Genomic DNA, 14,948 nt, shown 5'->3' on the forward strand with positions numbered 1-14,948 from the left:
TTTTTTTGAAAATCAAACTACTAGTTAGCTCTACTTTTTATATTTTTTAATCAATCAACTATGATTATTTATCACGCAAAAACAAAACGTAATATTGATTTAATATTTGTATAATCGCTTTAAGCTGAAGTAGCTTTTCTTGTGTATTTCCTAATCTTTCTACATAACGTTGGGTTGCGATTTCCAGATCAATCTTTTCATTAATTTGTGGAGTAATTAGGAATAATTTCTGAAGATTATCAAAATTTTGCAATTTACGGTTTGAGAAATACTCAAGATGTTCTGACCATTTCTCATTAATCAGTACCTCCTTGATTATAGGACCGCGTTCAGAATCAAATTTTAATAGATTCTCTTGCAAGTAAATTTGTTCTGGCGTTTCTTTTGAGCCTTGAAAAAGCTGCGTTATCTTCTTAAACATTTCATCACATCATATTAATTTTCAATTCAAGCAATGGAAGTAATCTAGTTACTTCCATCATTTAAGCCTTTTAGTTTAACGACTAGTCATCACCTAAATCATCAAGAAAATCGACCGTTGGTACAAAAAATAAAGTTCCTGTTTGAGCAGTACTAAAGTCAAGCAACCGATCAAGATTGCCCTGCTCGTTCCCCAAGAACATGTTTTCAAGCATTTGTCGAGTTGTACTAAATTTACGCGAGTAACCGATAAAAAATGTGCCATATTCATTTTTTGAAGGATTTGAGAAAGGCATATTAGCTCGCATAATTTTAAGCTCATTACCTTCTGCATCATGCGCTTTACTTACAACATTATGAGCAGTTAAAGGCTTTTCATCATCACCTAACTCAATATCATTGAACTTTTTACGGCCAATCACTTTTTCTTGTTCTTCATCGGTTAATGAACGCCATTTTTCCATGTCGTGTGTATATTTCTGGATAAAAGCATAACTTCCACCGATAAAGTCAGGATCTTCATTGCCCACTAATGCCCATTGCGCTGCAATAACTGGTTCTGGATTCTCTGTTCCATCTACGAAGCCAATAATTGCCCGTCCATCAAAATAACGAAAACCATGCACTTCATCAATTGGATAAGTCACTTTACCAAGTTGTTGATTGATTATATTACCCAGCTCATAACATAAAGCCTGACGATCAGCACGAATATGAAAAAATAGATCACCAGCTGTTGAAACAGCCGTGTATTTCGGCCCTTTAATTTCTTTAAATGTTTCTAATTCTTGAGGCTTCGCTTGTTCTGAAAATAAGATATCCCATGCATTTGAACTAAAACCTAGTGTGGCATTAAACTTACTATCTGGATAACGATTAGTTAGACTTCTAGTTAATGCTGAAAAATTACTAGCAAAATCTTTTACTTTTTCTATTACAGAATCACCTTGAGTGAGTCCCAATACGATAAATAGTGCATTTTCACCAGGACTGCTCGTTACAGGTTGAATTCTCATACATTCCATAAAATATGCCTTATTTGGGTATTTAACCTCTTTAATTTAGCATATTCATGTTCTTATGAAATCTGATCTTTCTAAGAGTTTAAGTAAATTGACTTAAACTCTTACTAAAACCTATCTTAATTAATCAACGACCATATTGCTTCTTTAAATATTTTACGATTTGAGCAGACTCAAACATCTTCACTCCCGTATTTGGGTCTACCAAATAAGGTACCTGCATTTTACCTTGCATAACAGGCATTATTTTTTCTCGTTTTCCACCTTTTAGAGGTACATATTTACCCGGTTTTAAGCGAAGAATAGCTGGGCCTTGATCTTGCCATCTTTCTTTTGCAACATTATGCAGAATATAAGGAAGCTCCAGCTCACAGAGTAGACTTCTTACAACTCGTGAATAAGGGCTTGCCTCAAAGCTCCATAACTCAAGTTTTTGTTCAGGCGCAACTCTATCAATGATTTTTTTATTTATCCAAACTCCCCGAGCACCATTTAATATGGTCCCAGCAAATGCAGCATAAGGGACCTTAGGGTAACTCGAAAATTTCTGAGGCGTCTTTCCGGTCTTACCGTAGTGTTTAAATAAATGATGAATAATTTCTTGTGACTCATATAAGTAGTCACTTGTATTTTCATCTACTAAAAAAGGAAACTGTAATTTACCGCCAGTCTCTTTAACAATAGAACGATACTTCAACCCACCTTTAGGGCATGGATAAATTTCAACATCCAGATTTAAGAGAGTAATCACTTCGCGAACACGACGGCAAAATGGTGAACCTTCAAATTCATATAGCTTCAAGGCTTTTACAGGTTGCTGAGGAAATGCTGTACCTGTTACGCCCCGACCACCTTCAGCAATTGCAGAGACAACTGCCTGTAATACTTTAATTTGATGATTCACCATCATGCGATCCTTTATAAACTGTGATTACACTAATTTTTCTTTTGAAATCACAATTCCATTATTATCAGCATAGATATAATCGCCTGATTGAATTGTGACACCACCAAAATACAAAGTGGTATCTACTTCGCCAATGCCTTTACGATTACTTTTTTGGGGAATTGCTGCCAATGCATGTATACCCAAATCAAGGGTAGCAATAGCATCGACATCGCGTACACAGCCATAGATTACGACACCATTCCAGTTATTTTTAACTGCCGATTCCGCAATCAGGTCACCCATAAGCGCACAACGCATAGATGCACCACCATCTACAACGAGTACTTTATCTGTACCATCTGTTGCCAATAACTCTTTTACACGCGAGTTATCTTCAAAACACTTTACTGTTACAACCTGACCCCAAAAAGATTTACGCGCCCCATAACTTTGAAAGAACTTTCCATCCATTGAGGGAATTACAACTTGTAAGTCTTTTTCAGGGTTATCATCTAATAAATCACATGTTACAAACGGTACTGTGGACACTTCTATTCTCCCTTATCGAGTTTTCTGTATGCTCAGATTATCATATCGTTTGAATGCTTCAATTTGCGTTAGCGCCGCTACGACCATGGTATGAGCCAATTGCTCCGCAGTCACAGGTTTATATTTGAATGGTTTTTGCCATTTATTCTCAATAAATTTAAATAGACTTTGCCCTAAATCCTCTATAAGCCGCACATCACTGCGCTTACCAATCAGTAAAGAGGGTCTAAAAATAGATAATTTTTCAATTCCCAAGCTCTCGATATAATCTTCTAACTGTCCTTTCACTTTATTGTAGAAAATTGGTGAATTTGCATTTGCACCAAGGGCACTCACTAATAAAAGGTGAATATGTTTATCTTGTACCAAATCTGCCAAATGGGCATTGATTTCATAATCTACTGCGTAGAAACCTTGCTTTGAGCCCGCATTTTTTAATGTTGTTCCCAGACAGCTAAATGCATGGGTATAACCATTCACATCTTCATCATTCAACATTAAGAAATCTTCTATGATGAGCTGATTAACTTTTTCATATGTATTAAATACTTGAGATTCTTTTCTAACCACTAGCGTAATGGCTTCAAATTCTGGAGCCTGCTGGAGCTTTTCAACAAGTGCTAATCCGACCAACCCTGTTGCGCCGAGCACAATCGCTTTTTTCTTACTTGCTGTCATTTTTTATCCATCCCTCTTTAACTTTGTTTTAAATTTAACCTTTTCTTACCGTTTTAACAGCCCCTAAAACAGCTTAAAACGTTCTCAAGGCTTGACTTCACGGTGTCTATTCATCACAATATGGCACTTGTTTACGGGCTGGTGATGGTTGCACCAGTTTACTGGATTGACCACAGCCCGCCCAGACCAACTTATTTTCAAGGAGTGCAAGAGTGGCAAACTCTGCTCAAGCTAAAAAACGTGCGCGTCAAAACGTTACTGCACGTAAACACAACGCAAGCTTGCGTTCTATGGTTCGTACATACATCAAACGTACTTTAAGTGCAATTGCTGGTGGTGATCATGCTGTTGCTACAGAAGCTTACCAAAAAGCTGTTCCTGTAATCGACCGTATGGCTGATAAAGGCATCATCCACAAAAATAAAGCTGCTCGTCATAAGAGCCGTTTAAATGCTCAAGTTAAAGCGTTAGCTAACTAATTAAAGCATGTAAAAAAAGCCCAATAGGGCTTTTTTTATTATCTATCATTTTTGAGCTTATAGCGTTTTTCCAAATTTGGCTACATTTAGCTCATAGGCCTTACCTCTCCAAATCCATTTTAATTTACAATTTGGAAATTCTTCGCCTTCAAACCATACAAATAGGCCTTCCATCATTTCAGGCCAATCTTCTTTCTTAATTTCATTTTCACCAGAAATTACAGCAACAATTGCAGCAATAATAGTGTCATGGCTGACAGCTAAACTAAGCCCGCCTTGAGTTTTAGGATGCGTATGATAAATAAGCTCTAGTACATCTAAAACACCCGTAATTGGGTGTTTCATACCAGGTAATGCATTATTTACAAAACTATTAATAAAACCCAAAGCACCTTGCTTTTTAAAATAAGGGGCAGCTTGTTGTATGTCTAATACAAAGCTACCAGGTTCAACCAGTAGGCCTTGCTCAATAATTTCAATCGTATGTGTATTAAATTCAGGACTTACGGCATCAGCCCCTTCGATCATGAGTGCAGCCGTATCGACACAACGTTGTATTGGACTTGAAATACAATGCTGAATAACACGATCTGTATTTTTAATTAAATAGTTACCCCATGCCTGCGCAAGCTCACGCCCTTGAGGAGTGAGTTGGAGATCATATCCAGCTAAGCCCTGTCCATCTACAAGTTCTCTTAGAGAATGACGCGTAAATAAGGTTACAGGAGTTGAAGCATCGGGCAATAAATCAATTGCTTCAAACATACTTTTAGGCAATAAATCGAGTGCCATTTTTATCTTGTCATCTTTTTTCAATACTTTGCCACTATAACATGTCTGGCATAACTCTCAATCAATAACACCTGCTTGGGCTAATGCTTCAAATGCTATTTTTTTGCTTTCCTGATCACGAAATGCGATAAAGCCCTTATTTAAAACCGTGTGTCTCTGATTATATTCAAAAGGTTTTCCATCAAGAGTAAGTAAGCCACCCCCTATACTCTCTAACAAACCTTGACCAGAACTGGTGTCCCATTCAGAAGTTGGATGAAATCGCGGGTAAATATCTATTTCACCTTCCAACATCATGCAGAATTTGTAGGCACTTCCTGCTTCTCGTCGAATAATGCTATGTTTTTCTTCAATAGGTTGAATAAATTTTTGATATTTGGGGTTTTTACTGCCATGACTAAGTCCTATTTGAATAGGCTCATCTGGCGAAAACGAAGTTATTTGATATTGATACCATTGTTTTTGAGTGAAACTATATTTAAAAGGTAAATCTTGCAGATATCCCAAGTACACGACTTGTTGACATGGCACAGCAATAACTGAAAAGATCGTTTCTTTACCCTTAATCAAACTTAGGTTGATCGTAAACTCATCACGCTCATGTATGAATTCTTTAGTTCCATCAAGAGGATCTAACATCCAGCATGTGGACCACTCATGCCGAGCACTATAATCACTTTCTTCAGACAAAACCGGCAAGTCTGGCGTAATCTCTGCCAAGTGCTTTAATAAGAAAAGGTTCACTTTTAAATCTGCTTGAGTTACAGGTGAATCATCTTGTTTTTCGTGAATAGTAAACTCATAACCCGCAGAATAATTTTGATATTCTTGTAATAAAATCTGGCTCGCTTGTTCCAAAATTGGAAGAAGCTGATTAATCAAAGTATCTTGTGGGCGCGTAGTTGTTATAAACATAAATATGCTCTACATAGTTTCATTTCTATTATAGGTGAATTATGAACAATTCAGTATTCGCCAACAGTTTGATTTACTAAAATAGTCATTTATCTTAATCATTAGGTAAGCGCTGCTTTCTGTGCATGCTATATAGCTAATATGAATAATTATAGTGTTTAAAAGAAGCCTTTATCACGTACAAAAAACAATCTATAAGTTATGAAAAATAAACAACTTAAATAAGATTTATCCATTTCCTTTTCATGTATTTCTTGCTATGTTCAATCACACAATAACAAGATGGAAGAAAGCGTACATGATGCTATATGGATATCATTTCTCGACAATAGAACATAACTGGGAAGAACTCACTCCCTTAAATGAGTTCCTACAAACATTTGCAGATGATGATGGTGGTGTTTCAACAAGAGATAAAGAGTCTCTCAAAGAAATCATTGCGAAATCAGATACAGCTTTAGCTTTAGCAAGAGAAATGGGTTGGGATGGCAGTTACACAGGATGTCCTTATCTATTCTGGTTACCAAGTAAAAATAGCCAGTCTTTTGAATATGGCTTTGTATTTAAACAGACATCAGACAATACCACTTTTGTTATTTCGCCAATTGAGTTGAGCTATCTAGCTCAAGATTCAGAAGTACAAACACTAAGTAAAACTATTGAATAAGCAATATCGGTTATTGATTCAGATTTGACATCAATAACCTCATCTTGATTTTATTTATGTTAGTCAAACATGCTTAACTGTGGTGTAGGTTTTATAATTTTTTCTTTTGGTACATGCGAGCATTCAAATTCTTCAACTGGAAAACCTTCGATAAAGCTTGAAATATCAGGTGATTCCAAACTCAACCATTCTTCTAATCGGTCATGTGGGATCACAATAACTGATCTTTTGACATCTCCTGGCTCATGAAAATCTTTCATCATAGGATGGTCTATGGCATCCATGGTCAACATACTTGCAGAACGAATAATCGTTTCATTTATTTTGCAAATTTCATAGATTGCTGCAATAAAAAAAGCCTGTCCATCTTTACGGCGTACACCCCACCGCTCAGGTTTATCATTTATATATTTACTTTCATAGAATTCAGTCACCGGAATCACACCGAACTTACACTTAAGTGCAGCTTCTTGAAAACTCGGTTTTTGGAAAATCGTTTCATGACGGGCATTGTAGGTATGTTTTGCTATGTTTGTATCTTCGGCCCATTTAGGAACTAGGCCAAACATGACTTCACGCCATTCAAGACCTTGTGGTGATTTAAATAATAGCGGCATTGTTCCCGCAGGATAAACCTCTTCGGCATAGCTAAAGCCGACCACAGGCAACTGGAGTTGCTGCAATTGGGCAAGAGTTAAAGGCTTAAAGTTGGCACACATAGCAAGACTAAACTACTGTATTTTTACTCTCTTATTTTATAAGCATTTACGCGATAAACCAAATAAAAAGGCACTCTAAAGTGCCTTTAACGACATAACTTTACGCTTATGAAACGTGATGAATCCCTTGAGGAATGGCTTGTAAAAGTCGTTTGGTATAATCATGTTGAGGATGTGCATAGAGCTCATCCGAATTGGCAATTTCAACAACTTCACCATGATTCATGACCATGACCTGATCAGATATATATTTTACAACCGATAAGTCATGTGAAATAAAGATATAACTGAGTCCAAACTCATCTTGTAAATCTTGTAATAAGTTAAGTACCTGTGCTTGAACCGAAACGTCTAGTGCTGAAACAGATTCATCACAAATCAAAATTTCAGGTTTTAGGGTTAAACATCGTGCAATCGCAATACGCTGACGTTGCCCCCCAGAAAATTCATGAGGATAGCGATAATAAGCTTGCTCAGGTAAATTCACTCGCTCAAGCAGTCCAAGCGCAATTTGTTTACGCTCAGCATCATCTTTACCAATACCATGAATTTGCATGGGTTCTAATAAAATCTGCCCAACTGTAAAGCGTGGATTAAGAGAAGCATATGGGTTTTGAAAGATAATCTGGATTTTCCGTTGATATTTAGCAAACTCTTTTTCAGTTAATGAAAGAATATCTTTTCCTTCAATGAAAGCCTGCCCACCTGAAGCTTCATGTAACCGCATGAGTAGTAGACCTACCGTCGTTTTACCTGAACCAGATTCACCGACTAAACCTAAAGTTTTTCCTTTAGCAAGTTTAAAAGAAACTCCTTTTACGGCTTGAAACTCTTCTTTGCCAAATAATCCTTTACGACTATAAAAGCTTTTTTTCAGATCTTTTACTTCTAAAATAATTTGCTCATCGCCATTTAAGCCACGTTTGCGCTGCGGAATTTCCGAAGCATCAAAACTTTTCTCAACCAAGATATCGTCTTCTTGGCACATAAAATCACTGGTCACAGGCAATCGATAAGGACGCTGTGATATTTGTGGACGACAGTAAAGTAATGCTCGGGTATATACATCTTTGGGCTGTTCCAGAACCTGCTCAGCAGCACCTTGCTCTCTAATTTCACCATGACGCATCACAATGACTTTATCTGCAATTTCACCGACCAGTGCCAAATCGTGGGTAATAAAAAGCATCGACATTTGACGGCGCTTACGCAACGATTCAAGTAAATCAATAATCTGCTTTTGAATGGTGACATCAAGTGCCGTAGTGGGCTCATCGGCAATCAGTAGCTTAGGTTCACAAGCAATCGCCATTGCAATCATGACACGTTGCTGTTGACCACCTGAAAGTTGATTTGGATAGGCATTAATTTTAGTTTCAGGTGAAGGAATGCCTACTTCTTTAAGTAATTCTAAAACGCGTTGTCGGGCCTGTTTACGGTTTAACCCCATATGCAAACACAATACTTCCGCAATTTGATTACCAACTGTAAAAACTGGGTTTAAAGATGACATTGGTTCCTGAAAAATCATGGCAATATCTTTACCACAGATTTTCCGCATCTCTTTACGAGACAAACTGAGTAAGTCTTTGCCTTCAAATATAATTTTACTTTGATCATCAATTTTGCTTTGCCCTACAGGCAGTAAACCCATTGTTGCCAAAGAAGTTACCGATTTACCACTACCTGATTCACCGACTAAAGCAACTGTAGTATTTGCTGGAATATCAAAAGAAATTCCTTTTACGGTTTCAATATATTGCTTATCTTCACCTTTAAAACTTACTCGTAAATTTTTAACATGAAGCAACGGCGCATTCTTATATTCTTGTTCTATCATTTGGACCTTCCTCTTATTTTAGCTTTGGGTCTAACGCATCACGAAATGCATCAGTAAACATTGAGAATGCCGTAACTAAAACAGCCATTGCGACAGAGGCTGCGACTAGCTGCCACCATTTACCTAAAAGAAGTTCACTTTGCGCTTCATTTAACATGCTCCCCCAAGACACCACACCTACTGGTACACCAAAACCCAAGAAACTCAAAATCACTTCAGATTTAATAAAAGAAACCACCAAAATCGACATTTGAACTAAAGCGATATGGCTCACATTAGGAAAAATATGAATGAACATACGGCGGAAGTGACCAACGCCAATTGCTTTAGCTGCAAGAACATATTCACGCGCAGTATGTTTCATATATTCAGCACGAATTAAGCGATAAACGCCTGTCCAACCCGTTAAACCTAAAATCAGAACAATAGATAAAATACCTTTTTGTTGAAGCACGGCAGCAATAGCAAGCACTAATAATAAATATGGAATTGAGGTAAAAATGTTATAAAACCAGTTGAGAATATCATCCACCCAACCGCCAAAATATCCTGAAATTGCGCCTAAAAGTGTACCGATACCTACTGCAAGTAAAGCAGATATAACCCCAACAATAATTGAAGTTTCAGCCCCTTTAATTGTTTTCTTTAAAACGTCTTGTCCCCACTTATCAGCGCCAAACACAAGTGTGCTTTTAAGCTCGGCTTGCTGGTCTAATAAATGTCCGCCAAGTTGCTGATCGATCGCTTTCATATCATCAGCTAATGGATCAACTACACCATAGTAATCGATCGCATCCCCAGAACTCTTGCTTTGCTTAATCTGCGCATTCAGTTCTTTGATAACATCTTTTAATGGATCGACTGGATTTATCGGTAATTCCTCGTCAACCGCCGCTGCATTTTGTCCAGCATCTGTAGTCTTATCTGCACCTATAAATGTGGGAGGTGCGTAGCTCACTGCAACTTCTTTATTCCAATCAGATGCAATCACACCCGTCATTGATAGAATCAAGATAATAAAATAAAGCAATACGATCGCTAGTGATGACATCGCGATTTTGTCAGCCCGAAGACGTCGCATGGCAAGTTTCCACAGGCCAGATGAATGAGCTTCGGCTTTTGTTTGTTCTTTTCTTTTTGATAAAACGCTCAGCATAGCCCACCTATTTCAACTGTACACGTGGATCAACCACTTTGTAGACCAAATCGGCAATCAGGTTAAAAATCATGGTTGCAGCTGCGATGTAAACTGTAATTGCCTTAATAACAGGGAAATCACTTCGTTCAACTGCAATAATGACCTCTCGACCAATACCGGGAATACCAAAAAAACGTTCAATTAAAAATGCGCCTATGAGTAATGCAGGTAAAGTTGACATCACGTCGGTAATAATAGGAATTGAAGCGTTACGCAGTACATGCACACCTAAAATTCGGCTTTCACCTACACCTTTGGCACGTGCTGTTCGAACATAGTCCTGATTAATTTCATCAAGCACAAAACTACGATATAAACGTAAGGTTGGTGCAATACTCACAACTAACATGATTAAAATTGGAAGTAAGGCAAATTTAAATAAATTCTCGGTAAAGGTGTCACTCCAGCCTTGTACAGGAAACCAACTGAGCTGATAAGCCAAAACATATTGAAAAACAATAATGTAAACTAAAATACTAATTGACATAGCAATAGTACATAGCATCATGACCATACGGTCGGTTAGAGAACCTCGTACCGCTGCAACTGCCAATGCCAAAATAATTGAAATAACGGTTTGTAAAATAGTGAGCGGAATTAAAAGAGTTAACGACGGCCCTAATCGGGTTAAAATAATTTGGGAAACAGGTTCGCCAGTACTCCAACTCGCACCATAGTCAAAAGTCAGAATCTGCTTAATGAAAATCCAGAGTTGAACGTAATACGGCTGATCGACACCTAGCTGTTTACGAATGTTTTCGATTTGCTCAGGATTAGACATCTTGCCTGCTAAAATATAGGCAGGATCTCCACCGACCCAGTTAAAAAGAATAAAAATAAGTAAGACGACTCCCAACATGGTTGGAATCATCTGCCATAAACGCCGAATAACATATGCCAGCATAGTGATAATTCCTTATTTAACCCGTTGTCCGGTAATTTCATTAAAGAACGCTTTATTGTCAGGCTCACGACCAAGAAAATCTTTCACTAGCTCAGCAGCTGGCTTTTGGCTACCTTGCGATAAAATCGTTTGACGGTAACGTTGCCCTACTTGAGGATTATTGAGGTTATCGCCATAAGCAGAAAGCATGTCTAAAGCCAAAACTTCAGACCACATATAGCCGTAATAACCTGCTTGATAACCGCCCATCAAATGACCAAACTGCCCAGGAAACTCTGTTGTTGGTACATAACCTAAGGCTGTAGCGGCTTCCATTTTTTGCCAAGTTTCCAAAGGTTTTACTTTTAAAGCATCAGCGCTATGAAGGGCCATATCGTACTGGGCATAGAGTGTCTGACGTGCATAACGCAAACCACGTCCATAGTTATGCACCGCTTTTAAACGGGCAATTAACTCATCATCAACACGTGGACATGCCGGATCACAATAATCAGCCACTTTTGATAAAGTCTCTTTACGACGTGCCCACTCTTCATACATTTGAGAAGGTGCTTCTACAAAATCACGTTCTACGGATGTTCCTGACTGACTGGCATAACGTGTATTTGACAAAATGCCATGCAAGGCATGACCAAACTCATGAACAAAAGTTTCTAACTCATCGCTATTTAAACCTTTGCGGTTAAAATTGGTGACCAATGCTGAAACAGATAAACGGTTGGTTAAAGTGCTACCACCGTATACTCCCCAAACCGCGGCATGGCCATATTTCCCCTCACGAGGGAATTTATCCATATACAGACCGCCTAAAAGTTTTCCTGTCTTTTTATCAACTACATCGTAATATTCAACTTCATCCTGCCATGCTTTAACTTTGACAGGTTTAAAGTCAATACCGTAAAGGTCAGATGAAATGGCAAACAACCACTTTTGAGCAGCTAAAGTTGGGAAATAATCACGAAGCTTTTCCTGATCAATCTGATATTTACTCTTACGAAGTTTTTCACTCCAGTAAGCTTCACTCCAACGTGTTATCTCAGTTTTATCTAATGGCGTTTTTAAAGTTTGCGCTTTAAATGCTCGGAGTTCTTCGACTTCTTTACGTTCAAGTGGTGCTACTGTTTTTTGTACGTCTGCTAAAAACTGGTTTACAGCATCAGGGGTTTTAGCCATACGATCTTTTAAAACCCAATCCGCATAACTTGCTTTTCCAAACAATTGTGCCAACTCATAACGCAAATCTATTGCCTGCTTGAGTAGTTTTAAATTTTGCTCAGTACCACGTCTTGTAAAAGCAATCTGATATCTTTTTCGGGCATCATCATTGTCTGCCAACTCCATAAATGGCCGATATTCTGGATATTCAAAACCAACCAAATAATTTCCTTTCGCATTCTTTTTCAAAGCTGAAATATAACTTCCTGGTAAACCCTTCATCTCTTCAGGAGTAAACTCAAGTTTTTCAGGGTTATCACGAACGTTACGGCCATATTCTTGTTCTAATTTAGTCAATTCATCCAGAATAGCTTTCATTCTTGCGCGTTTTGTAGGTTCAAGTTGAACACCTGTATCTTCAAATTGGCTCAAAATATCTTGACGATATTTTTTATCAACTGGGTCCATTGCTTGTGTATTTTTAATTAAGTTATATAGCTTGGGATTTTGAAACATATCAGTGTGAAATTGATTAATTTTGATTTCACAATCTTCGGCTGCCTTACGCAGCTTTGCATCTGGGTCTACGTTGCTATATAAGCTTATCGGACCTGAAAAATCTTCAAAATGAGCAAAAATTTTATCCCATTTTGCCAAAATAGGTGCCGCTGCCGCGTTAGCATTAACAGGTGTTTTCTCAAAGTCTGTAATCTGTTGCTGAATTTTTTTTAAATTAGAATCACACCATGTTGGAAGCTGCTTTGCTTTAAGTAGTGGCAATGTACTACGAGTTGTTTCAGCTGAAGCATATTGGTTTATACCTATAGCCAACATACATAACGTTGTCATTTTTAGTGTTTTATTCTTCATCATATCTCCAGATTTTTCATTTAATGATTAGATTTAGTATTTGTATCAATATCAAAGTACATCCACTCAGCATGTAAAATTGGATGCTTTTTATAGCCAATGACACGCGGCTGGGCCAACATATTTCGGTAGCGGGCATAGGACATCTGCACAGGCATATAGACTTCTAACAAACGCGTCATTTTTCGATAAAGTGCATCTCGTTCAGAGCCAGCTTTCATTTGTTGGGTTTGGCGATACAACTGGTCAAACTCTGGAATCGGACCACAAGACCAGTTCGTCATATGCGTATTTGGACCATAAAAATTCTGCATAAAATTATCGCCATCAGGATAATCAGCAATCCATGCTGAAGCACCAAACATACCTTCACACTGTTTTTGTGCTCGAATTAGATCTGCAAAAAGCATTGGTTTAAACACCATTCGAATATTCAAACTATCAAAGTTTTTTTTCCAAAGTTCAGCACTTTGCTGACCAATACTGTCACTGCGAGCCATATATTCAATTACAAGGGGCTTTCCATTTGGTTGAGTTCGCCAACCTGATGCATCTTTTTTATAGTGATATCTATCTAACAGTAAATTTGCTGCTTTCACCGAATATGGCGTACTGGTTCTATACCGAGGGTCATATCCCACTACACCGGGTGGAACTGGAAAATGTAGACGCTCGGCATCATCATTTCTTACTAATTTAATTTCTTGATCTAGTGAGCGAGACATTGCAATTGCACGGCGTAAAGCAATTTTTTCTTTACTCATTCCCCCAACAACCGGATTTTTAAGGTTCCAATAAATATAGCTAATTTCAGGATCAACAATACGAGATAAATGCACACCTTCTTTAGCAAGCTCAGGTCTTAACTTACCGTCTTTAATCGCCTTCGCGACCAATTGCCCTTCAAGCTGAAATATATCAATCTCACCACGCTGAAATGCCAGCCATCGTGATTGGTTTTCCTCCATAACCTGAATATCAATTGTACCTATTTGCGGCATTTTTTTACCCTTAAGGCGCTTCACAATTGCCCCATCCTCAGGGCTACTGGCTGCAAAGTTCCAAGTAAAGCCGCGATAATCGGGATTCGCTTTTAGAACAATACGCGAAGCAGGCACCCATTTACTGAGTACATAAGGTCCAGTTCCTACAGGATGTCCCATGACAAAACCAGCTTTGTCTTTATACTTTTCGATGACTTCACGCGCTACTGCACCTGTCGGGTCATGTGCCAGTAATAAAGGAAAGTTATAATCTGGCTTAACTAAACGGATCACCAAAGTGTATTTATCTGGTGTTTGTAAACCACTTACCTTTTGGTCATAGTTAAATTTTCCGGTTTTATTAGCTGCTTTTATTAATGCATCCATACCTTCGATTTTGTTCTCTAATAACCAGCTATTGGGAGAACGTAAATTCGGATCCAATAAGCGCTTAAAAGAGTACGCATAATCATTGGCTGTTAACTCTCTAGGCTTCCCTTTAAAAACAGAGTCCTGCGTAAAATAAATGCCTTTTTTAATGTGGATGGTATAAGTCAGACCATCTGCACTGACTTGTGGCATAGTCGTAGCAATATGAGGAACTAATTTTGCGGGCCTTGCTAAATAGTCATACGTATATAAAGTTTCAAATATTGAAGTGGTTACATGCGCCGAATATAAATCATGGATATAAGCTGGGTCGAAACCTGTTTCAGCTGTCGGGAATACATAACGTAAAACTTTATTGGGATCGGCTGGGCTTTTCGCAAAAATACTTGTAGATCCAGTTAATGCCATGCTGGCAAGTAACAAACCGACACCACAATGCTTGAGCTGTTTTATTAAATTTTCAGTCATAATTATCTTT

General features: G+C 38.0%; 15 protein-coding genes. 2 read left to right on the plus strand and 13 right to left on the minus strand.

Annotated features, from left to right (window positions below):
* Positions 1-64: 64 nt before the first annotated feature.
* The 5 genes from F936_RS11020 to F936_RS11040 all read right to left on the minus strand — a co-directional run bounded on the left by F936_RS11020 (position 65) and on the right by F936_RS11040 (position 3,558).
* Positions 65-421, minus strand: a complete 357-nt coding sequence (locus tag F936_RS11020; RefSeq protein ID WP_005047416.1) for a hypothetical protein — start codon at positions 419-421, stop codon at positions 65-67.
* Between the two features lie 82 nt (positions 422-503).
* Positions 504-1,436: a Dyp-type peroxidase gene (locus F936_RS11025; protein ID WP_026055629.1), complete on the minus strand. Its 933-nt coding sequence runs from the start codon at positions 1,434-1,436 to the stop codon at positions 504-506.
* A gap of 133 nt (positions 1,437-1,569) precedes the next feature.
* The gene (locus F936_RS11030) at positions 1,570-2,352 is read right to left on the minus strand and encodes a glutathione S-transferase N-terminal domain-containing protein (protein WP_080595308.1); all 783 of its coding nucleotides are present in this window, start codon (positions 2,350-2,352) and stop codon (positions 1,570-1,572) included.
* Positions 2,353-2,373: 21 nt separating this feature from the next.
* A complete protein-coding gene (rraA, locus tag F936_RS11035) occupies positions 2,374-2,880 on the minus strand; it encodes a ribonuclease E activity regulator RraA (RefSeq protein ID WP_005047419.1) in 507 nt (168 codons plus the stop codon).
* A 12-nt stretch (positions 2,881-2,892) separates the two neighbouring features.
* The gene (locus tag F936_RS11040; protein WP_005047422.1) at positions 2,893-3,558 is read right to left on the minus strand and encodes a Rossmann-fold NAD(P)-binding domain-containing protein; all 666 of its coding nucleotides are present in this window, start codon (positions 3,556-3,558) and stop codon (positions 2,893-2,895) included.
* Positions 3,559-3,770: 212 nt separating this feature from the next.
* On the opposite strand from F936_RS11040, the gene rpsT reads away from it, so the two are divergent.
* Entirely contained in the window at positions 3,771-4,037 is a 267-nt protein-coding gene (rpsT, locus tag F936_RS11045) for a 30S ribosomal protein S20 (protein ID WP_003651535.1), read from the plus strand.
* Between the two features lie 57 nt (positions 4,038-4,094).
* Here rpsT and F936_RS11050 read toward each other — a convergent pair whose 3' ends face one another.
* Together F936_RS11050 and F936_RS11055 are read right to left on the minus strand one after the other, a co-directional pair.
* Positions 4,095-4,829, minus strand: coding sequence for a histidine phosphatase family protein (locus tag F936_RS11050; protein WP_004642661.1), 735 nt, complete (start codon positions 4,827-4,829; stop codon positions 4,095-4,097).
* Between the two features lie 57 nt (positions 4,830-4,886).
* On the minus strand, positions 4,887-5,744 hold the full coding sequence (locus F936_RS11055; RefSeq protein WP_005047424.1) for a 3'(2'),5'-bisphosphate nucleotidase CysQ family protein: 858 nt from the start codon (positions 5,742-5,744) through the stop codon (positions 4,887-4,889).
* A 298-nt stretch (positions 5,745-6,042) separates the two neighbouring features.
* Between F936_RS11055 and F936_RS11060 the strand changes: the two genes are divergently transcribed.
* On the plus strand, positions 6,043-6,411 hold the full coding sequence (locus tag F936_RS11060) for a hypothetical protein (RefSeq protein WP_003651529.1): 369 nt from the start codon (positions 6,043-6,045) through the stop codon (positions 6,409-6,411).
* Positions 6,412-6,470: 59 nt separating this feature from the next.
* On the opposite strand, the gene F936_RS11065 is transcribed toward F936_RS11060, so the two are convergent.
* The 6 genes from F936_RS11065 to F936_RS11090 all read right to left on the minus strand — a co-directional run bounded on the left by F936_RS11065 (position 6,471) and on the right by F936_RS11090 (position 14,941).
* Positions 6,471-7,130, minus strand: a complete 660-nt coding sequence (locus F936_RS11065; protein WP_003651527.1) for an SOS response-associated peptidase family protein — start codon at positions 7,128-7,130, stop codon at positions 6,471-6,473.
* Positions 7,131-7,236: 106 nt separating this feature from the next.
* On the minus strand, positions 7,237-8,970 hold the full coding sequence (locus F936_RS11070; protein ID WP_005047425.1) for an ABC transporter ATP-binding protein: 1,734 nt from the start codon (positions 8,968-8,970) through the stop codon (positions 7,237-7,239).
* Between the two features lie 13 nt (positions 8,971-8,983).
* Entirely contained in the window at positions 8,984-10,126 is a 1,143-nt protein-coding gene (locus F936_RS11075) for an ABC transporter permease (protein WP_005047426.1), read from the minus strand.
* Between the two features lie 7 nt (positions 10,127-10,133).
* The gene (locus F936_RS11080) at positions 10,134-11,072 is read right to left on the minus strand and encodes an ABC transporter permease (protein WP_003651522.1); all 939 of its coding nucleotides are present in this window, start codon (positions 11,070-11,072) and stop codon (positions 10,134-10,136) included.
* Between the two features lie 12 nt (positions 11,073-11,084).
* Positions 11,085-13,097: a M3 family metallopeptidase gene (locus F936_RS11085; RefSeq protein WP_005047428.1), complete on the minus strand. Its 2,013-nt coding sequence runs from the start codon at positions 13,095-13,097 to the stop codon at positions 11,085-11,087.
* A 20-nt stretch (positions 13,098-13,117) separates the two neighbouring features.
* Positions 13,118-14,941: an ABC transporter substrate-binding protein gene (locus F936_RS11090; RefSeq protein WP_080547590.1), complete on the minus strand. Its 1,824-nt coding sequence runs from the start codon at positions 14,939-14,941 to the stop codon at positions 13,118-13,120.
* Between the last annotated feature and the right edge of the window lie 7 nt (positions 14,942-14,948).

The sequence above is a fragment of the Acinetobacter calcoaceticus DSM 30006 = CIP 81.8 genome (assembly GCF_000368965.1).
GTDB lineage: Bacteria > Pseudomonadota > Gammaproteobacteria > Pseudomonadales > Moraxellaceae > Acinetobacter > Acinetobacter calcoaceticus.